The 19,526-nt window shown below is 68.3% G+C and carries 17 protein-coding genes; 5 read left to right on the top strand and 12 right to left on the bottom strand.

Annotated elements, in window-relative coordinates:
* Nucleotides 1-38 precede the first annotated feature (38 nt).
* Nucleotides 39-1,616 carry an RCC1 domain-containing protein gene (locus tag SYV04_RS28625; RefSeq protein WP_321549118.1) on the top strand — a complete coding sequence of 526 codons (1,578 nt, stop codon included), beginning with the start codon at nucleotides 39-41 and terminating at the stop codon, nucleotides 1,614-1,616.
* Between the two features lie 176 nt (nucleotides 1,617-1,792).
* Entirely contained in the window at nucleotides 1,793-2,248 is a 456-nt protein-coding gene (locus SYV04_RS28620; protein ID WP_321549117.1) for a GFA family protein, read from the top strand.
* Between the two features lie 4 nt (nucleotides 2,249-2,252).
* Here the strand turns inward: SYV04_RS28620 and SYV04_RS28615 are convergent, their stop codons facing one another.
* From SYV04_RS28615 to gltS, 6 genes are all read right to left on the bottom strand, one after another.
* Nucleotides 2,253-3,536, bottom strand: a complete 1,284-nt coding sequence (locus SYV04_RS28615; protein ID WP_321549116.1) for an RNA polymerase sigma factor — start codon at nucleotides 3,534-3,536, stop codon at nucleotides 2,253-2,255.
* A 52-nt stretch (nucleotides 3,537-3,588) separates the two neighbouring features.
* Entirely contained in the window at nucleotides 3,589-4,020 is a 432-nt protein-coding gene (locus tag SYV04_RS28610) for a YciI family protein (RefSeq protein WP_321549115.1), read from the bottom strand.
* 144 nt (nucleotides 4,021-4,164) lie between these two features.
* Nucleotides 4,165-4,536: a PadR family transcriptional regulator gene (locus SYV04_RS28605; protein ID WP_321549114.1), complete on the bottom strand. Its 372-nt coding sequence runs from the start codon at nucleotides 4,534-4,536 to the stop codon at nucleotides 4,165-4,167.
* A 55-nt stretch (nucleotides 4,537-4,591) separates the two neighbouring features.
* The gene (locus SYV04_RS28600; RefSeq protein WP_321549113.1) at nucleotides 4,592-7,252 is read right to left on the bottom strand and encodes an ADOP family duplicated permease; all 2,661 of its coding nucleotides are present in this window, start codon (nucleotides 7,250-7,252) and stop codon (nucleotides 4,592-4,594) included.
* Between the two features lie 108 nt (nucleotides 7,253-7,360).
* The gene (locus tag SYV04_RS28595) at nucleotides 7,361-9,097 is read right to left on the bottom strand and encodes a dipeptidase (RefSeq protein ID WP_321549112.1); all 1,737 of its coding nucleotides are present in this window, start codon (nucleotides 9,095-9,097) and stop codon (nucleotides 7,361-7,363) included.
* 62 nt (nucleotides 9,098-9,159) lie between these two features.
* A complete protein-coding gene (gltS, locus tag SYV04_RS28590) occupies nucleotides 9,160-10,359 on the bottom strand; it encodes a sodium/glutamate symporter (RefSeq protein ID WP_321549111.1) in 1,200 nt (399 codons plus the stop codon).
* 98 nt (nucleotides 10,360-10,457) lie between these two features.
* On the opposite strand from gltS, the gene SYV04_RS28585 reads away from it, so the two are divergent.
* Both SYV04_RS28585 and SYV04_RS28580 read left to right on the top strand, forming a co-directional pair.
* Nucleotides 10,458-11,648: a cyclopropane-fatty-acyl-phospholipid synthase family protein gene (locus SYV04_RS28585; protein WP_321549110.1), complete on the top strand. Its 1,191-nt coding sequence runs from the start codon at nucleotides 10,458-10,460 to the stop codon at nucleotides 11,646-11,648.
* 181 nt (nucleotides 11,649-11,829) lie between these two features.
* Nucleotides 11,830-12,012, top strand: coding sequence for a hypothetical protein (locus tag SYV04_RS28580; protein WP_321549109.1), 183 nt, complete (start codon nucleotides 11,830-11,832; stop codon nucleotides 12,010-12,012).
* Nucleotides 12,013-12,070: 58 nt separating this feature from the next.
* On the opposite strand, the gene SYV04_RS28575 is transcribed toward SYV04_RS28580, so the two are convergent.
* From SYV04_RS28575 to SYV04_RS28565, 3 genes are read right to left on the bottom strand one after another with little or no spacing between them, the layout of a single operon-like run.
* Nucleotides 12,071-12,403: a Carotenogenesis protein CarS gene (locus tag SYV04_RS28575; RefSeq protein ID WP_321549108.1), complete on the bottom strand. Its 333-nt coding sequence runs from the start codon at nucleotides 12,401-12,403 to the stop codon at nucleotides 12,071-12,073.
* Entirely contained in the window at nucleotides 12,400-13,062 is a 663-nt protein-coding gene (locus tag SYV04_RS28570; RefSeq protein WP_321549107.1) for a DUF1109 domain-containing protein, read from the bottom strand. The genes SYV04_RS28575 and SYV04_RS28570 overlap by 4 nt, the downstream gene beginning before the upstream one ends.
* Nucleotides 13,062-13,601 (bottom strand): RNA polymerase sigma factor, encoded by a 540-nt coding sequence (locus SYV04_RS28565; protein WP_321549106.1) that lies wholly within the window; start codon nucleotides 13,599-13,601, stop codon nucleotides 13,062-13,064. Before SYV04_RS28565 ends, SYV04_RS28570 begins: the two co-directional genes overlap by 1 nt.
* A gap of 113 nt (nucleotides 13,602-13,714) precedes the next feature.
* Here SYV04_RS28565 and SYV04_RS28560 point away from each other — a divergent pair, with 113 nt between their 5' ends.
* Entirely contained in the window at nucleotides 13,715-15,130 is a 1,416-nt protein-coding gene (locus tag SYV04_RS28560; protein ID WP_321549105.1) for a hypothetical protein, read from the top strand.
* Between the two features lie 27 nt (nucleotides 15,131-15,157).
* Here SYV04_RS28560 and SYV04_RS28555 read toward each other — a convergent pair whose 3' ends face one another.
* The 3 genes from SYV04_RS28555 to SYV04_RS28545 all read right to left on the bottom strand — a co-directional run bounded on the left by SYV04_RS28555 (nucleotide 15,158) and on the right by SYV04_RS28545 (nucleotide 19,389).
* Entirely contained in the window at nucleotides 15,158-16,108 is a 951-nt protein-coding gene (locus tag SYV04_RS28555) for a hypothetical protein (protein ID WP_321549104.1), read from the bottom strand.
* A gap of 556 nt (nucleotides 16,109-16,664) precedes the next feature.
* A complete protein-coding gene (locus SYV04_RS28550) occupies nucleotides 16,665-18,449 on the bottom strand; it encodes a serine/threonine protein kinase (protein WP_321549103.1) in 1,785 nt (594 codons plus the stop codon).
* Between the two features lie 55 nt (nucleotides 18,450-18,504).
* Nucleotides 18,505-19,389, bottom strand: coding sequence for a DUF2381 family protein (locus tag SYV04_RS28545; RefSeq protein WP_321549338.1), 885 nt, complete (start codon nucleotides 19,387-19,389; stop codon nucleotides 18,505-18,507).
* Nucleotides 19,390-19,526: the final 137 nt, after the last annotated feature.

Genomic DNA, 19,526 nt, shown 5'->3' with positions numbered 1-19,526 from the left:
CCCCGGCGAGGCTCGAATCGATGGGCCGGGGAGACTTCATGCATTTTCGTCGAGAGCAGTCCGTTGTCCGTCCAGCCTTGACGCTGGTGTTCGCCGCAGCGATCGCCGCGGTGGTTTCGTTCCCTTCCGAGGGACATGCCTCCTCCAGCACGGGGCAGATCACCCACCTCTGCGGCAGCGTGCCCCCGCTTCCCTACGGCTACACGGGATATAGCCCCACGGGCCCGTGCGAGGGCGTCTGTTACTCGGGCTGGACCGATGGGTCCTGTAATGATCCCGTGGACTCGCAGAGCCGCGTGGAGGTCTACGGCTGCACCGGAAAGACCTCGGGCAGCGGGTACTCCTGCGATGGCGACCACAACGGCGGCGTCCTGCTCGCGACCCTGTCCGCGGGGGAGTACGTGCCGTTCTCCTGGTTCACGAGCGACACGAACTACTGCACCTTCGCCATGGCCGTCCTGCGGCCGAACGAAAACGACGCGGTCGGCCTGCGCGACTTCATCATCTGGGAGCGGGATGAATGCTCGCCGCCCCCTCCCCTCTGCGATTGCCCCGGCGGCACCGACTACCTGGGCAACCCCGTCAGCTCCACCACGTGCAATGAGCCGGTCTGTGGCGCCGATTACCAGTGGTACTCCTGCCAGCAGGGCGGCTGGGCCTTCGAAGGCGGCGTTTGCTATGTGCCGCCCGTCTGCTCCTGTACCGGTACGGACTATGAGGACAACACCGTCACCGTCGCATGCGGAAATCAGGTCTGCGGACGCGACTTCCAGTGGTACGCCTGCGAAAACTCGAACTGGACCCCCCAGGGCGGCACCTGCCCGGAGGCGCCTCCCGCCTCCTGGCTCGCCTTGAGCGCGGGCGGCTATCACACCTGTGGGCTGCGCAGTGACGGCAACGTCTCGTGCTGGGGCAGCAACACCTCCGGCCAGGCCCCCTCCTTCGTCCAGGGGCCCTTCAATCAGATCAGCGCCGGCTATGACTTCACCTGCGGCCTGCGCACCAATGGCTCGATCGAGTGCTGGGGCTCCAACGAGTATGGCCAGGCGCCCAGCTACCGGGCCGGCCCCTATCTCTCCCTGAGCGCGGGGGTTACCCACACCTGCGGCGTGACCATCAGCCTCGGCATCGATTGCTGGGGCAACATGCAAGGCACGCCTCCGACGACGGGCGACTATTACCGGGTTGCCGCGGGCGGCTACCACACCTGCGCGCTGGAGACCGATGGCACCGTCGCCTGCTGGGGTGAGGACGGCTGGGGCCAGGCGACGCCGCCCTCGGGCAACTTCATGCAGATCAGCGCCAACTACACCACGAGCTGCGGGGTGCTCATCGACGACACCGCCGTGTGCTGGGGCCAGGACTCGTCGGGCCAGGCCACCCCTCCCTCGATCTCGTTCTCCCAGGTCAGCGCCGGGTACATCCACACCTGCGGCGTGGACACCTCCGGTCAGCTCGCTTGCTGGGGTGACAGCTACCAGGGCGTGCTCAACGCCCCCAGCGGCGACTACACCCAGGTCACCGCGGGCTTCCACCACAACTGCGCGCTGAGCACTTCGGGCGAGCCGGTCTGCTGGGGCTCCAACAGCAGCGGCCAGCTCAACGTGCCGCAGTAACCCGCTTCGCCCGCTTGCCGGGGCAGAGGGCCTGGGACCGTCAGGTTCCGGGCCCTTTCGCTTTTCAACCCTCGGGCTTTCGAGGACCGAATCTGTCCGCAACCCTTCTTAGTGTTTTCTCATGACCCGGCCGGGACGCCGCGAGCGTCTGGCCCACCGCCTTGGAGCATCCGATCATGAGCCCCTCCGACTCCGCGCAGCCGACCGTGACCCCTGGCCTCCGGACCTACAAAGGCAGCTGCCAGTGCGGCGCCGTACGCTTCGAGGTCGACTTCGACCCGAGCGCCGGGACGACCCGGTGCAACTGCACCGTCTGCAAGAAGACCGCGTGGTGGGGCGCCACCGTGAAGCCGAGCGCCTTCCGTCTCCTCTCTGGCCGGGAGTCCCTCGGTGACTACTCGCGCTCCGAGGCCAGCCATGCCCGGTTCTGCAAGGTCTGCGGACTCCGCGCCTTCGGGCACGGAAACATCCCGGAGCTGGGGGGCGACTACTACTCCGTCAACCTGAACTGCCTCGATGGCGCGGACCTCTCCGGCGTCCTCGTGAGCTACCTCGACGGGCTCCACGACACCTGGCAACAGCTCGCCGTCGTGCCGTATGTGGACCCTGTCACGGCCGCGATGCGAGCCTAAGCGCTCATTGCCGCTGGGTGGAGGGCTTGCGCACACATGCCGCCGCGCGATCGAGCAGCAGCTCGCGCTCACGGGTGTTGCGTGTGAGTGAAGCCGCGCGCTCGAACTCCTCCCGTGCTTCGTTGAAGCGTTCGAGTTTCGCGAGGAGATCGCCGCGCACGCTCGGCAAGAGGTGATAGCCCTCGAGCGCGGGCTCCGAGGTCAGCGCATCGACGACCTCGAGGCCCGCGGCGGGACCGAACGCCATCCCGAGCGCGACCGCGCGGTTCAGCTCCACGACGGGGGACGGCGTGACCTGGGCGAGCACCCCGTAGAGCGCCGCGATGCGCACCCAGTCCGTCTCCTCCGCAGTCCGCGCGCGCGCGTGACAGGCGGCGATCGCGGCCTGCAACGCGTACGGGCCCCGCGCGCCTCCCAGCGCCTCCGCACGCTCGAGGGCCGCGAGCCCTCGATGGATGAGGATCCGATCCCACAACGAGCGTTTCTGCTCGAGCAACAGGATGGGCTCTCCCGACGGGCCGACCCGTGCCCGGGAACGTGAGGCCTGGATCTCCATGAGCGCGACGAGGCCGTGGACCTCGGGCTCATTCGGAACGAGCCCGGCGAGGATACGCCCCAGCCGGAGCGCGTCCTCGCAGAGCTCCGGCCGCATCCAGTCATCCCCGGCGGTCGCCGAGTAGCCCTCGTTGAAGATGAGGTAGATGACCTGCAGCACCGACGCCAGCCGGGCGGTGAGCTCGGCCCCTCGCGGAACCTCGAAGGGGACATGCGCCTCGGCCAGCGTCCGCTTGGCGCGGACGATGCGCTGGGCGACGGTCGGCTCGGAGACGAGGAACGCGCGCGCGATCTCCTCGGTCGTCAGTCCTCCCAGCAAGCGGAGCGTGAGCGCCACGCGCGCCTCGGTCGAGAGCACTGGATGACAGGCCGTGAGCACGAGGCGCAGGAGGTCATCGCCCACGTTCTCATCGATCGCAGCCTCGAGCTCCGGCGTGGCCCGCTCTTGCCGGGCCTCGAGCTGGTACACGATCTCCTCGTGCTTACGCTCGAGCAGCTTGCCCCGGCGCAGCGCGTCGACCGCACGATGCTTCGCGGTAGCCATCAGCCAGGCACCCGGGTTGTCCGGAACCCCCGACTCCGGCCAGCGCTCCAGCGCGGCGACGAGCGCGTCCTGCGCGAGCTCCTCGGCGAGCCCCACATCGCGCACGAACCGCGCGAGACCGGCGATGAGCCGGGCCGACTCGATTCTCCAGACCGCATGGATCGCGCGATGTGCGTCGGCAGCCGTCACGGCCGCCGACTAGAGCACCTCCTGCCGCCGGTGCAAGGCCGAGGCGTCGCGACTAACGATTACGCGACTCGGACATGGCGCGCAGCTCCTCCTCCTTCTTCCTGATCTCTCCCGTGGGGTCGCTCTCGGCGAAGTCCGCCGCTTCGAACACCTGACGGATCTCGATCTCGGACTCCTCGTACATGGGGTTTGGGCAGCGCTTGACCCACTCGATCGCCTCTTCCTTCGACTTCACCTGGAAGATCCAGAAGCCGGCGACCAGCTCCTTGGTCTCGGCGAAGGGCCCGTCGACGACGCTGCGCTTGTCCCCGGAGAACTTGACGCGTGCGCCCTTCGAGCTCGGGTGGAGCCCCTCGCCCGCCACCAGCACGCCCGCCTTCACCAGCTCTTCGTTGTACTTCATCATGGCGGTCAGGAGCTTCTCGTCCGGCATGACGCCCGCCTCGGAGTCCTTCGTGGCCTTGACCAGGATCATGAATCGCATCGTCGTGTCTCCTATGGGTTGAAAGCCGGGCTTCCAGCCCGGCTCGACCGGGGCTGAACCCAGGCTCTATCAATGCGTCGAGCGAGGGTTCTCGAGATCGACACGGCGAACGATCTTTTTCCCAATTCCGTTAAGTGACTGAAATCACGAACGATTCGCACCCGCGAGCAAGGGCGCGAGGTCGATGCCGCGCCAGAGCCGCTCCCGCATTTCGCGTGAGTCCGCCAGCGCACGCGCCCCCCGAGGCGTGACGGCGAACAGCCTGCGGGAACCTCCAGCGCCCGCCTCGCCGCGTTCCGAGGCGACCAGTTCCTTGACCTCGAGCCGATCCAGCGTGGCGTACACCGCGCCGATCGCCACCTCGCGCCCTGCCACCTCCTCGAGCACGCGGCGAACGGCCATGCCGTAGGCGCCGCTCCCGTCGGGCGTACGACCCGTGCGCAGCACGGCAAGCAGCACCTGCTCCTCGAAGGTGCCAAGGGGCGCGTCAGAGGTCGTACTGGATGGGGACGGCACGGGGGACTTCCTCCTATGGCAACGACGGACTGGGGCAGCTACGACGGGCGAGAGTCTATCCCTCGCGGAACACGGCGGCGGGATCCAGGCGACTGGCGCGCCAGGCCGGCAGCAGCGCCGCGGCGACGCCGACGGCGAGCAGGGCCAGGGTTGCCCCCAGCAGCGACAATGGGTCCACCGCGCTCACCCCGTACAGGAACGAGGAGAGCAGCCGCGCCAGTGCGAGCGCCGCGGCGGTGCCCAGCACACTCCCGAGCAGCACCAGCGCCCCACCCCGGACCACCACCTGCGCCACCACGCGGGAAGGCCGCAGACCGAGGGCGATGCAGATGCCCAGATCGCGCTGGCGCCGACGGACGAAGTGGGCGGTGACGCCGTAGACGCCCACCGCGCCGAGCACCACCGCGAGCGCCGTGAGCAGCGCGAGGACCGACATCACCTGCCGCGCGGGGCCGATCGCCTGCGCGAACACCGCCTCGAGCGTGGTGGTGCGCTGCACCGCCACGGAGGGGGAGATGGCGGCGATCCGCCTGCGAGCTTCTTCGAGCAGCGCCGCGGGCTCGTGCCCTGGCTGCGCGCTGAGCACCAGCGCGTGCCCCGTCGGCGTGTACTCCGTCAACTGCGCGTAGAGCATGTAGCGAGCCGGGACCGGGCCGTCGGTGAGCCTCGCCTCCGCCACGTCCTCCACCACCCCGACGATCCGCGCCCACTTGCCCATCCCCGTGCCAATACGTCGCCCAAGGGGGTTCTGGCCGGGGAAGTACCTCGTGGCAAGCGTGTGGTTGATCACCACGGCGGGCTCCGTGTCCTCTCGGTCCTCGGGCCCCAGCAGGCGGCCCTCGAGCAACTGGATCCCGATCGCCTTGAAATACCCGGGCGTCACCAGCCGCACATAGGTGGTGGTGGCGGGGAGGTCCGGCTTGTCCTCCACCTTGATTCCCCAGTCCTGGCCTGGCCCCCGCAGGGGCAGCTTCAGGGTGGCGCCCGCCGCGCGGACTCCCGGCAGCACCGCGAGTGCCTCTTCCAGCTCCACCAGCAGCCTCCGCCGCGCATCGGGCGCGACATTGCCCTCCATCACCACGTCCACCACCGCCACATGGGAGGTGTCCACGCCTGGATCGATGGCCCGCAGGTTCGCCACCGAGCGCACCAGCAGCGCGGCCCCCGCCGTCAGCAGCACCGCCAGCGCCACCTGCCCCACCACCAGCACCCCCTCGGTCCTTCCACCACGTGCGCCAATCCCACCCGTCCGCGCACTGCCGAGCGCGCGCTGCGGATCCGACTTCCGCAACGAGCGTGCCGGCAGCAGCGCCACTCCGATCGCCGCGACGAGCGCCAGCACGAGCGCGGCGAAGAACACGCCCCAATCCAGCGAGCCGTGCGGAGCCAACGGCCCCAGCGGGAGCGCCTCGGAGAGCACCCTGAAGCCCTGGACGGCGATCGCGGCGCCGACCGCGGCCGCGGCCAGCCCCAACAGGAGCGCCTCCACGACCAGTTGCTGCGTCATCCGCCGGCTGTCCGCGCCGAGCGCCACGCGGACCGCCAGCTCCGTGGCGCGGCTGTCCACCTGCCCGAGCATCAGGGCGGCGACATTGGCGCACGCGATGAGCAGCAGCACCGCCATCGCCGCGAGCGTCGCGAGCAACGGGGCCTGGAGCGACCCGAGCAGGTGCTCTCGCAGGGGCATCATGGAGGGTGCGCGCGTCTTGTCCCAGGCCTCCGGGTACTTGAAGCGCTCACCGAGCCGCGAGGCAATCCGACCCAGCGCCAGGTCGAGCGCGGGTCCATCGGTCCCCGGCGTCCGCCGTCCCACCAGCGCGTAGTTGCCGGCGTTGTCCTCTTCGTTGAGCGGCTCCGCCACCCAAGCGCCCACCGTCGGGTCGGGGAACCAGAAGCCCCGGGGCATGACCCCCACCACCGTGTGCGCCTTCCCATCGAACTCCACCGTGTTCCCCACCAGTGACGCCTGCCCGCCGAGCTCCTCGAAGAGCGCGTGGCTGAGGACCACCGCCGGCGCGGCACCGGGGCGGTCGTCGTTGGGCTCGAAGCCTCGGCCGAGCGCGGGGCGCACCCCGAGCACCTCGAAGAGCCCGGCGCTCGTGAACGTCGCCTGCACCAGCTCCGGAGACGCGTCCGGTCCACGCCGCAGCGGGAGTTCCTGGGGACGGAACGCCGCGACGGCGCTGAAGCCGGACCACTCGGGCGACAGGTGGAGGAACTCCTGCTCGGTCCAGTTCCCCGGTGACCAGAACAGGCCGAGCCGCTCCTCGGCCGGGTACGGCAGCGGCGTCATCAGCAACCCCCGCACCAGCCCGAAGGCCGCCGCCGTCCCGCCCACACCAATGGCCAGGGTGAGGACCGCCAGCAGCGCGTAGGTCGGACGGGCCCGCAGCCGCCGCGCCGCGTACCGCAAGTCCATGATGAAGCTCTCCATCCGAGGCCCTCCAGGCCGTAGGCGGCTGGAGGCCGGCTCGAAGCCGCTCCAGCCGCGAGAGAACGTCCGCCGCACCAGCGGTGGCACCGAGCCGAGCACCTGCCGCCACAGCCACGCGCGCGCGGCACGGCGACCCTCCCGGGCCTCCCGGGCAGCGAGCTCGGCGGAGAGCTCGGCAATCACCTCGTCCCGCTCGGCGTACGGAAGCCACGAGCGCAGCAGCGCCAGAGGCAGACAGGGGACCTCCAGAGGGCCTCCATTCCTCGGGTCAGGCTGTGGCACGTACACCTCGGCTCGCTGGGGGATTCAGTTACTACAATGTAGAATACGAAGCCAGCAGCAGCCGATTGCGTGGCCTTTCGCCACGGTCGGCGCCGCTCCCGCCCGGCCCTAACCTGCCCTGTTGGGCACCGCCGGCACCGTGGGCTTCTGCCCCGGCTTCACCTCGGGCTCAGGCTGGGGCTTCGGCTCCGGCTTCACCGCGGCGGGCTTGGCTTCGGCGGGCTTCTCCTCGGCGGGGATCACCAGGCGCGCGCCGGTGTCCTGCACGATGCGCCGGTACCAGGACTCCTGGTACTTGGGGTGGTTCACCTTGCCCATCTCGTCGCGCACGTTGCCGTCGATGTACTTCACGAGCAGCTGCTCCCCCAGCTTGCGCCAGCGGGCGTGGACCTTGTCTCCCTGCTGCGTCGAGTAGTCGGTGAGGTAGACGCGCGCCTGCTCGGGCGAGTTCTTGTAGAGCTCCAGCGCGGCCTTCTCGATGTCGGTCTGGTCGGCGAGGAACTGCCCCTCCAGCTCGCCCTGCGCCTTCTGGACATCGACGATCATGTCGCTCCAGCGGGCATAGGCCTGGTTGGTCACCCAGTTGAACACCCAGAAGGACGAGTCCCAGGAGAACTCGCCGCGGCTGGCCACGCCCTGGGCGAAGTTCTTCGGCGAGCGGCGGATGCCCGCGTACATGGGCGTGTACACGGTGGTGAACGTGTCATCCACGCCGAACCAGAGCACGCCGCCGATGGGCGCCGGCATCCAGGAGCGCATCTGCGCCACGAAGGAGAAGCCCGTCTGCTGCGTGGAGATGGCGCGCTCGTGGAGGTACTTCTTGCCATCCACCTCCCAGGTCATCGGCCGCCAGCGGTAGGGCACGGCGTACGGCCCGGAGCCCACGTCCTTGGTCATGTCGAAGGACGTGCCCTCGAAGTGGTCGCGCATCAACCCCATCACGTCCTGCACGGCCAGCTTCTTGTCCGGCTTCACCCAGAGGGGCAGGCGCTTGGCTGGGGCCGAACCATCCACGTAGTCCACGCCCAACTTGGCCGACGGTGCCGCGCGGCGGAAGATGCTCCATACGCGCGCCTCGGCGAAGCGCAGGCTCTCGAAGTCGATCGGGTGGTAGGTGTCGGCGAAGCTGAAGTCCTTGTCCGCGCCGGTGAACCAGCCCTTCTCGCGCGCGAAGGAGATGACGTCCTTGGAGTAGAGGACGTTCTCCGCGTCATTGAGCGGGAACTGGCGGATGCGGGCCTGGTTGGCGTGCGCCGACAGGTACCCCTCGGGCAGCCGGCGAGCGACCCACACCGCGCCCTTCTGTCCCGCGCCCTTGCCGATCATCTCCAGGATCCACGCCTCCTTGGGATCGGCGATGGAGAAGGACTCACCGGTGGAGGCGTAGCCATACTCGGCGACCAGGTCGGTCATGACCTTGATGGCCTCGCGGGCCGTCTTCGCGCGCTCCAGGGCGACGTAGATGAGCGAGCCGTAGTCGACGATTCCTGCGGGCCCCTCCAGCTCCTTGCGACCGGTGAAGGTGGATTCACCGATGGTGAGCTGGTGCTCGTTCATGTTGCCCACCACGCTGTACGTGACGGGGGCCTCCTTGATGCGGCCCAGGAACTTGCCCGTGTCCCACTCGATGATGTCGCGCATGGCGCTGGGGCCATTGCGACGCGCGGGGGTGTAGTACAGCTCCCCGTACAGCTCGTGCGAGTCCGCGGAGTAGGTGATGAGGGTGGAGCCGTCCGCCGTGGCCCCCTGGTTGACCAGCAGGCTGGTACACGCGAGCGCGGTGGGAGCGACCAGCCCCGTCGAGAGGGCCAGCACCGGGAGGAACTTGGAGAGGGGTCGAATCATGGCGGCGGATGCTATCAGGACACCCTGGTAGGTCGCATCTGGGCGTCCGCGCCCAGCCACCCTCAGCCTCGGAACAGGTTGAGGAAGACGGTAATCACCACGGCATTGCTGAAGTCGATGAAGAACGCGCCCACCATGGGCACCACGAGGAAGGCGCGTGGCGCTGGGCCATATTTGTGGACCAGCGCCTCCATGTTCGCGACAGCGTTCGCCGTGGTGCCCAGCATGAACCCGCACAGGCCTCCACCCATCACCGCGGAGTCGTAGTCCCGCCCCATCAGGCGGAACATCGGCCAGAAGCAGACCGCCGCCGTGAGGGCCACCTGCACGGTCACGAGGATCAGCAGGGGCAAGGCCACCGAGGCGAGCTTCCACAACTCCAGCGTCATCAACGCCATGGTGATGAACAACGAGAGCGCCGCGCCACCGAGCGCCTCGAGGTGCGGGCCGGACAACCGCAGCCACCGCGTCCGGTCATCGAGGTTGCGCAGGAAGGCCGCCGTCAGCATCGCGCCGATGTAGCCGGGCAGCGTCACCCCCAGCGCCTTGAAGCCCTGGCTGATCCACCCGCCCACCCAGAGGGTCGCCAGCAAAATCACCACGTGCTTCAGCAGGGCCCGAGCGCTCTCCTCCGCTCCCGGGGCCGAAGGGGTGTGGGCCTCGGCGGCTCCGGCGGCGGGAAGCGAGGCCGCCTGGGACTTGAGCCCATGGCGCCGGATGAGGAACGTCGCCACGGGGCCACCAATCAAACCTCCCGAGATGATGCCCAACATCGCCGCAGCGATGGCGATGGCGGGAGCGCCCACCACTCCGGCCTGCTCGAAGAGCGGCGCGAACGCGAGCCCCGTCGCGGGCCCCCCCGCCAACGTCACGGAGCCCGCGAGGACGCCAAACAGCGGCGGCACTCCGAGCGGATACGTCAGGAGCACGCCCACCACGTTCTGGAGGACGGTGAGCACGGTGGAGGCGATGAAGAAGAAGGCGACCTGCGGCCCACCCATGCGCAGCAGCGAGAGCGACGCCGCGAAGCCGATGCTCGCGAAGAAGGCGATCATCAGCGGACTCTGGAGCGCGGTATCGAAGGTGAGGGGCGTGTAGCCCGCGCTCCGGGAGACCGTCAGCGCGGTGGCGACCAACAACCCACCGATCACCGGAGCAGGAATGTTGTACCGAGCCAGCGGAGGGACCAGCCAGCGCACGCCCTGCCCGGCATACAGGACGATGCCCGCGAATGCGACGGTTTCGATGAGGTTGAGATGCATGCGCGTGTGGATTCCCTCCGCTCCCGCGCGACATGGTGTGTCAGTATCCGGCGCCCTTTCCAGCCCGCAATCCCGCGGCAGGCACTTATCAGGTACGCATGGACACCTCCCTGCACCAGCGCATCATCCCGAAGTCTCCTGAAGTCCGCTCCCGCTACGGGGGCCAGAAGATCCCCATCACCACGCTCATCGATGACTTCATCCACGAGCGCATCGACATCCAGGGCGACTTCCGCGACTTCATCAAGCAGCGTGACGCGGTGGTGGACTACAGCCTGGTCGGAGACCACTTCAAGTTCGTCTTCACCCGCTTCCTGCCCGAGGTGCTCATCCACTCGCAGGAGCAAGACATCCGCATCGGCCGCGCCCACTATGACCGCGGCAACGACTTCTTCGGCGCCTTCCTCGGGCCCCGCATGGTCTACACGTCCGGCTTCTTCCGCTCCCTGGACGACACGCTGGAGCAGGCGCAGGACCAGAAGATCCGCCTGGTCTGCGAGAAGATGCAGCTGAAGAAGGGCGAGCGCCTCCTGGACATCGGCTGTGGCTGGGGAACCCTCGTGGCCCACGCCGCGCGTGACTACGGCGTGGACGCCACCGGCATCACCGTGGCGGAGAAGGGCGCCGAGTTCGCCAACGAGCAGTGCAAGCGCGAGGGCGTCTCCGCCTCCGCACGCGCGCTGGTGATGGACTACCGCGACATCCCCAAGGAGCGCTTCAACAAGATCTCCTGCCTGGAGATGGCCGAGCACGTGGGCGTTCGCAAGTTCGGCGCCTTCATGGATCAGGTCTACAACCTGCTCGACGACGACGGCATCTTCTTCCTCCAGATCGCCGGCCTGCGCGCCCGCAACGGCCTGCTGGGCTTCAACCTCGAAGACCTGGTCTGGGGCTTGTTCATGAACAAGTACATCTTCCCCGGCGCCGACGCCTCCATGCCGCTGAGCTTCGTGGTGGAGCACATGGAGAAGGCGGGCTTCGAGATCCACTCCGTGGAGAACATCGGCATCCACTACTCGTTCACCATCTCGCGCTGGTACGACAACTGGGTGCAGAACCGCGAGGCCGTGGTGAAGGCCTACGGCGAGTGGTGGTACCGCCTGTGGGAGGTGTTCCTCGGCTGGTCGGTGGAGATCGCCGCTCAGGGCAGCTCCACCGCCTTCCAGGTGGTCGCCAACAAGAACCTCAACCGCTTCAACCGCCAGCGCTGGATCGGCGCCACGAACCTGGGTGAGCGGGATCTCGCCTCCGAGGCTCCGAAGCGCGCCAAGAAGGCCTCGCAGGGCTGAGTCAGCTCAGTGAGCAGCACCTCGGGGCGGACCTCTTTCCGGGGTCCGCCCCGTTTTCATGCAGCGCGAGAGGACCTGACACGGTGGATCCCCACGCACTGCCTGCCAGGTGGCGAAGACGCGTGTCAGGGAGTCGGGGTACACCTGCGGCTTCATGGGTCACCAGAAGCCACGTCCCCATATGGACCTGCCCAGCATGTCCGAGGCCGAGCAGGCCCTCTTCGAGGAGCGCGCCGCCATCCGGGAGTTTCTGGGCGGAATGCCGCGAGCGGAGGCCGAGGCCGCCGCCCACGAGGACGTTCGGCGAATCCTGGCGGCGGAGCGCGCCGCCGAGGCCGGCTGGCGCGAGCGCATCAAGCCCTGAGCCACCCGCCGGAGCGCTCTGGAAGACCTCCTCCGCCAGGGGTCGGGTTCGAGCCCCGTCAGGACAGATCCGCCGGGTCGCGTTCATCGACCGGCCGCGCTCGCCGCACCGGAGGCAGCGGGCGCCGTGCCCACTCCGGCGTGAGTTCGAGCTCCTCGAAGAAGAACAGGTCCTCTCCGAGCCCGGGGACTCGGACCTGGATGAGCGGATCCGCCGGGTACTGGAGGCGAGGATCATCGAAGACCAGCGCCACCACGACGCCGACGCGGCCGAGGAAACGCTGGCTGAGCACATCCTCCGGGGGAGCGCGCGCGATCCGCACCTTCTCGCCGATGCGCACGGGTGCTCCCTCCACGTCCTCCGACACGATGAGAGACGGATCCTGATTCATGGCGCGAACGACCGGGGCTTGAGGAACTTCGACACCGCCAACTCCACCAGGGCGACGAGCGCCCACGCCGACAGGTGGTAGCCCGCCACGTGCCGCCAATCCTGCGCGCACGCGAGCTCTCCCATCAGCGCCCCCGTCGTCCCCACCGCCAGCCCCGCCACGAGCGCGCGCAGCGGATGGAAGGCGGCGGCGCGCAGGGCCAACACCGAGACGATCAACGGGCCGATCGCCACCCCGAGGTGGCTCACCGTACATACCCATGGAGGCAGCGAGGGCGCCGAGGCGGCCGCTCCCCGCGAGAAGACAAGGGTGGCGGCGCTGACCATCGCCAGCAGCACGCCGACCCGCCGCAGCCCGCGCCCGCGCGGAGACAGCGAACTCCAGGCGCACACCGCCCCGGTCACCCACAGCAGCGCGAACAGGTGCGCCCGCCCCAGCAGGTCCGACAGGGTCAGTTGCTCCACCGCCAACAGCACCGCCGCCACCGAGCCCACCATGGCCACAGACGACGCGACCACCCACACCGCCTGCGTGCGCCAACGCCGCACCGGCCGCTTCAACGCCAGCTCTCCCCGGGCTGCGGTGAGCGCACGCTCGAGCGCGGCGCCGTTGGCGGGAGGCTCCCGCAGGAGCAACGTATCGACGGAAGAAGGTTGCATCAGGCCTCTCCCAGCCCGTCCAGCAACTGCCGGAGCTTCTCGTAGCCACGGTGCGCCCGGAGCCGGGCCGCCCCCACGGTGATCCCCCGCATCGTGGCGATCTCCTCGAACGACCAGCCCTCCACCTTGCTGAGGATGACCGCCTCTCGCTGGTCCGGAGGAATCTGCTGCAGCGCGTCCTGGATGTGCCTGCGCACGCCTGGATCGCCCACGCCCGGCGGGACCGAGGCCGGAGCCGCGGGGCGCTGGCTCGACCAGGCCTCGACATGCCGCTGGTGGCGCAGCGCGTCCCGGGCCGCGTTGGCCGCGATCGTCATCAGCCAGGGAATGAAGCGGGTGCCCAGCTCGTACCGGCCTCGGGCCCGGATGACGGACAGGAACGTCTGCTGCAGCAGGTCCTCCGCCAGCGGCCCGTCGCGCACCATCCGCGCCAGGAAGCCCTGCACGCGCCCCGCATGACGGCCGAAGAGCGCTTCGAACGCGGCCTCGTCACCCTGGCAGAATCGTTCCATGAGCTCTTCGTCCGTCAGGCTCCCCATCCTCTGCCTCACGTACGTTTGGGCCCCAAAAACGTTTCCGCGCGCCTCGGCGGCGGGGAGTCGAGACGCCAAAGTAGCGGAAATGCTGGGGAATCTCGCTAGGCTGCGCGCCAATGAGAGCCCACCGCGCCGCGCTGTTCGCGCTGATCGCCTGTCTGATCCCCTACGCGGTGCTGCTCCTGGGCTTTCCCGCCTCCGGGGACCAGGACGCTGCCATCCACGCCATCTACAGCCGGTGGCCCACCGCCCCCAACCCGGCCCCCTTCCCCTATCGCCTGCTGACCGTCTGGTCCCGGCCGCTGTTCGCCACCCTCTACGCCGTGCCGGGCCAGCTCGGCTATGCGCCGATGCGCCTCTTCACCGTGCTCCTCTGCGCGTCGACCGGCTGGCTCACCTACCTGCTCGCGCGGCGGCTGTCGCTCCCCCGTCCCTGGCTGGCCGTGCCCCTGACGATGCTCCAGCCCGTGCTGCTCCAGGTGGGCACGGACGTGATGACCGAGGCCCTCTTCGCGCTGGTGCTCGCCGCCGGCTTCCTGGCGCTGGAGTCCGGCCGCAGGCTCCTGGCTGCCGCCCTCTGGTCCTTTCTTCCGTTGGCGCGTCCCGAGGGGGCCATCATCCTGGGCGTACTCGCGGCGCTGTGGGGCTTCGAGGCGCTGCGCGACCGGCGCGCCCTCTTGCCACTGCTGATGCTGGGGTTGGGCGCCGTGCTGTGGGAGCTCACCGTCCTGGCGCTCACGGGTAACTGGCGCTACCTCCTCGACACCTTCCCCTGGCCCGTCCACGGCACCCAGTGGAGCGGCCCTCCGTTCCACTATCTCCTGCGCTGGCCGCTCATCGTGGGCTTCGCCGCGCTGGTGCCGTGGCTCGTCGGGCTGAGGCCCTCGTGGCGCGCGGGCGGCACCGCGAGGCTCTCTGTCCTCTTCTGCGCCGTGGTGCTCGTCATCCACGCCTTGCTCTTCACGACCGGCGGCTTCGCCTCCACGGGTTTCGATCGCTACTTCGCCACCCTCGTCACCTCCAACGCCCTCATCGCCCTCACTGGCGTGGCGTGGCTGGAGGAGCGCTTCCCTCGCCTGCGAGCAAAGGCCCTGCTGCCCGCGCTGCTCGGGCTCCAGGCCGTGCAGGGGCTGGTGTTGGTCGAGCTGCAGCCTCTCTCACACCTGCCCAAGGCCACGCTCCACGCCATCCAGGAGGCCCGCTCGCGCGTGGAGCTCGCTCAGCCCCTCGTCGCCTCGGACTTCTTCACCTTCGTCTTCCTGGACCTCGATCCGGGCGGCAGCCGAGCCAAGCTCCCCGTCTCACGCGAGGGGGCCCTGGCGCGCATCGCGGAGCTGCCCACCGGCACCGTCGTCATCTGGGACAACCTCATCGGCCAGTGGTGGTACGGGCTGGCCACCGAGGACTTCACGGCACGGGGCTACGAGGTGCTCTGGGAGCGAGACACCGCCCTCCAGTCGTCCTGGTTGTCCTTCGCGTCCAGCACCCCTCTCCGCCAGACCGTGCTCGTCCGGCGGAAGGGGCCTCCCTGAGCGCGAGTTCAGCGCACGCCCGCGAGTCTACCCGCAGCGGCCGCAGTCGGCCTTGCAGCTACCGGGCACGGAGCCATTCCCGCAGCTCTCAGTGAACTGACACACCCCATCGCCACAGGTGAAGATCTCCTGAGGCTTGATGCGGGTGGTGAGGGGGACGAAGGTTTCCCCCTGATAGGTGCACTGCGCGTAGTACTTGCTCGAGGCGTCTCGCGTGCAGAAGTCGTCGCAGAACCCCACGTGCGCCACGGCGGGGCAGCTTTCCTCGGTGCCTCGCGAGGCCAGGCCGCAGGCCCGCGAGGTGCTCTCGGTGTCCTTCAGTCGGGGCCGATCGTTGGCCGCGAAGCCGCCCCGGCCATTGAAGAAGTTGCCGAAGAAGCACGACTCCCGCTCGGAGAAGCGCGCCAGCTCCTCGTCCGTGAAGGGAATGGGCACGCCCTTCGCGCTCTTTCCCAGCACGGACAGGGGCACGTGCTTGCCGAACTTGTTCACGTGGGCCGCCAGGCACGCGGAGACGACCTGCTGCTCCTTGCGGCTCGGCGCCTGCCCCACGCTCCAGTCGGGCGCCAGTCCCAGCTGGCCCTGCCACGTGTAGCTCAGCCCCGTCGACGGGTTGAGATAGGTGAGAGACGTGCCCGCGGGCATCGCGCACAGGCTCACGTACTCCATCACGGCGTCATGCTCGGCCGGGTTCTGGTTGAACCACTGCCTGAACTCCACCGAGGAAAGGCCGTTGACCGACAGCCCGTTGACCGACAACCCGTTGACCGACAGCCCGTTGACCGACAGCCCGTTGAGGGTCTTCACCGCCTGCGTCCGGGTCTCCAGCGATGAAGCCTCGGCCTCCACCCCCGGTTCCATGGGGCCACACGCCGCGGTCGTTGCCACCCCGAGAACCCACATCAGGTTCCACAGCCACTGCTGAAGCCCGACCCGCGGAATGCCCTGCTGCGCCATCCCAGCCAGTTTTCGCTCCATGTGCTCTCCTCCCCGTTAGGGCGCCCGTGGGGAACGGGCGCTAGAGCAGCCACTTCAACCTCGCCGCAAAAAAGCGGTGAGGTTGTGACCGCTTTCAGGGTACGGCAGAGCCCTCAGGGCAGGTTTTTCGCTGGATCTCAAAAATTAAGAGACTTGTAATTCCGGACAATTCGTTTGCTCGCCGCGTCCATGCGTGAACGCGAGCGACCTTATCCAGAATTTTGGCTCGTTCCGGCGGGTCGGCAATGACCCGAACGCGGTCAAACGCGGCAGCCTTGAAACTGTGGTTCTGGCGCTCAGGAGACAACCAGCCGAGGGCTGTACTGGGTTGCCTCCTGAGCGATGCACTCTGACCGCCGCATGGGACAGTTGATGATGGGGCCCGCCTCTGGTGGCCTGCTGCTCGGCACCTGCCTCATCGGCGTGGTGGTAGCAGCCATGAAGCCCGGTAGCACCTCCAAACAAAGTGGGCACCTCCAGGTGGCGTGTCCAGCGCCGGGAGAGGTGTGCCTCGAGAGAGGTCCATCGCTGAGCCCCAAGGCTTCTTCAAGGTTACTTACGGCCAGCGGCGAACAGCCAAGACACTCCACTCCCGCGGCAGGCGGGCCTCCCGCGGCTTGGAGCCTGGGTTCTTGATGGTGAGTCCCGTCAGGTCCCCCAGCACGAAGCACACAGGGACGCGGCGCCCATCCGGCAGGAGGGCCTCGGTATAGCGGCCCAACACGGCCTCCTGCCCTTCCTTGGTCAACCCCTCCGTCCAGAGTTGCCCATAGAGGAGGGTTCCCTCGGGGAGCGGGCCTGTCCATGAGTACTTCACCACCCTGCTGACGATGGGCCCTGGCCAGTAGATGCCCTCCTGCTGCTGCTTGCCGGGCTGATTGATGTCGATGACCACGCTGTACGCGCCTTGGTTGAGGAGGTTCATCTCCTCCATGCTGCGGACAGCTTCCGCAGGGCAGTCCTCCGGCAGAGGCCGCACTTGGGCCGCAGTGCATCCGACGCTGAATGTGACGCACAGCCAGGCTGCGGTGGCCCTCACGGGCCGGGAGTTGCTGATGGTGGACACGAGCGAGCTTCCTTTCTCGGATGCAGCGGGGGAAGGCAGGACGGGAGTACGCCACACCTGCCAGGCAACCCAGAACGTCAGGAGCAGCAGGAGCGAACCCGCCCCGAGGACGATTCTCCGCCATCGCTTCTTGCGGCGGGCAGCCTTCTCAGCAGCGGCACGCGCCTCCGCCTCCAGTGCCTCAGCGGCTTGCGCCTTGGCCCCCAGTTCCTGAATGGTGGCGGAGAACTCCTCCAGTGCCTGCTCACGTGAGAGTTCTTCTTCCTTCTCCTTCTGTGCCTCCTGAGCTCTGCGCTCCGATTCCTGCTGCAGGAGTCGTCGCTCCTCCACCTCGTCCTGGGTCACGGGAGCCGGGCCTTGAGGAGGAAGCCGCAGCGACACCTTCCATGCCGTCGTGGCGCGCTCCTTGTTGGCATCCCAGAGCGCCTTGAGCAGGGACTCTGCGCTCTCGTAGCGATCCTCGGGCTGCTTCTCGAGCAACTTCATGGCGATGCGGCTGAGGGATTCGGGAACCTCGGGGTTGATACGATGCGGTGGGCGCGGGACGACGTTCTCAATGGCCACCAGCAACTCGTCCTTCGTCAGCCGCGGATCGAAGGGCCAGCACTCTGTGAGCGCTTCGTACAGGAAGATACCGAGCTGGTAGAGGTCACCCGCTTTCCCCGGATCAAACCGGGCGCCCTGCTTCCAGGAGCCTTCTCGAATGAAGGCGACGCACTCCGGGGGCAGCATGTGGGGCGTGCCCGGTGCCAGCCCCACGGTGAGGATGGAGCCGCCTGGCAGCCACGCGCTGCCCAGGTCCACCACCACTGGCTTGTGGTCCTCCGGGACGATGACGTGCTCACTCTTGAAGTCCCGGATGGAGATGCCCTTGGCGTGCAGCCCCTCCACCACGCGCACCACCTCGATGAAGACGTCCACGAACTGGGCGACGGTGGGCTGGGCATGCTCCCTCCAATCCTGGAAGGGCTCGCCGAGCACGTAGTCGGTGATGATGTAGAGGTAACCCCAGACGGGGTGGGGCCAGCGGCCTACCTCGCGCAGGTGTGGCAGGCCCGGGTGACTGGTGTTGGCCAAGAGGATGGCGCCCTCGTGGCACATGCGCCCATCCACTTGCCGCTCCTCCAGGGCTTCCTCGGGGGTGTCCTTGGGCAACTCGGGCGCGGGGCGCACCGCCATCTTCATCGTGAAGAAGATCCCCTCGCGCTCGACTTTGAAGGCGTGGCCGAAGTTGCCAGTGCCCAGCGACTCAACAATCTTCCAGGGGCCTACCATATCCCCCGGCCTGAGGTGATCGGGGTGAACGGCGTTAGTTACCATGGGCGGGCTCCTACTTCTTCACCAAGGTGATAGAGAGGCGGCGCTCGCCGCTGATAGCCACTAGGTCCACGCTGAAGGGCTTGCCGGCCGTCCAGGGTGGCGTCTGCACCTCCACCACCACGAGCCCCTCCTCGCCAGGCACGAGTTGCACCGGCTTCATCTGCGCCGAGAGCACCTTCACCGCCGCGCCGCCTGGGCCGGCAACGCGCACCTGCTCCATCGCCCACGGCTTCTGGCCCGGGATGTTGCGCAGCCGGATGGCGACCAGCGCTGAGCCCTTGCCCAGGAAGCCAAAGGCTTTTTGCACTTCAAGTCCGTGACCATCGGCTGCTGGGGACTCCACCACCAGGATGACCGGGCCACTCTCCTCGGTGAGCCACTCAGAGAGCATGAGCCCCGCAGGGCCGCTGCCGGCGTACCGAGCCTTGAACTCCGCCAACTCGGCTTCCTTCTGCGTGAGGGCCGCGAGCAGTGCCTCGGGGGTGTTCGCCCTCCGGTGCATTTCCACTTTGCCGTCCATCACGTCCTCCTTGGAGGTGACGGCGAGGATGGCCTTCGCTGGCAGGGCCCTGTCCTTGAAGCCCACCTGCATGATGAGCCGCTCGCCCGACCCGAGGTCCGTGAAGGGCTCCAGGGCGAGGATGCGGTCCCCGACGTCCACCCACTTGAAGCGGGTGCGGTCTACCACGAGGCTGTCCCTGTCCAAGGGCCCGTTGAAGGCCACCGTGGTGAGGTTGCCGGCGGCTACGTACACCTCGGGGATAGGCTCAGCGTCAGTGGCGGGCAGCGCGGCACGCCGATCCTGGCGCTGCCGTGCTGAAGCCTGGGGCTGGGCGGCGGCTGTGCTCGTGACCAGCAGCGCCAGCGCGAAGGGATGCCACTTAGTGGGTAACACCAAGGAAAGAGAACCTCCGAGGTTCTCAACCCTAGCAGATGTGCGGCATTGTAGTGCGACGCTAGCCCCCTCAGTCGCACTCGGGCCGACGAAAAAATGGGTAAGGTCGAAGTGAACGCGAGCGACTGCGGCGAGCC

The sequence above is a fragment of the Hyalangium ruber genome (assembly GCF_034259325.1).
GTDB lineage: Bacteria > Myxococcota > Myxococcia > Myxococcales > Myxococcaceae > Hyalangium_A > Hyalangium_A rubrum.
Note: the sequence above shows the minus strand (reverse complement) of the source record. Positions and strands in the feature narration are given on the sequence as shown.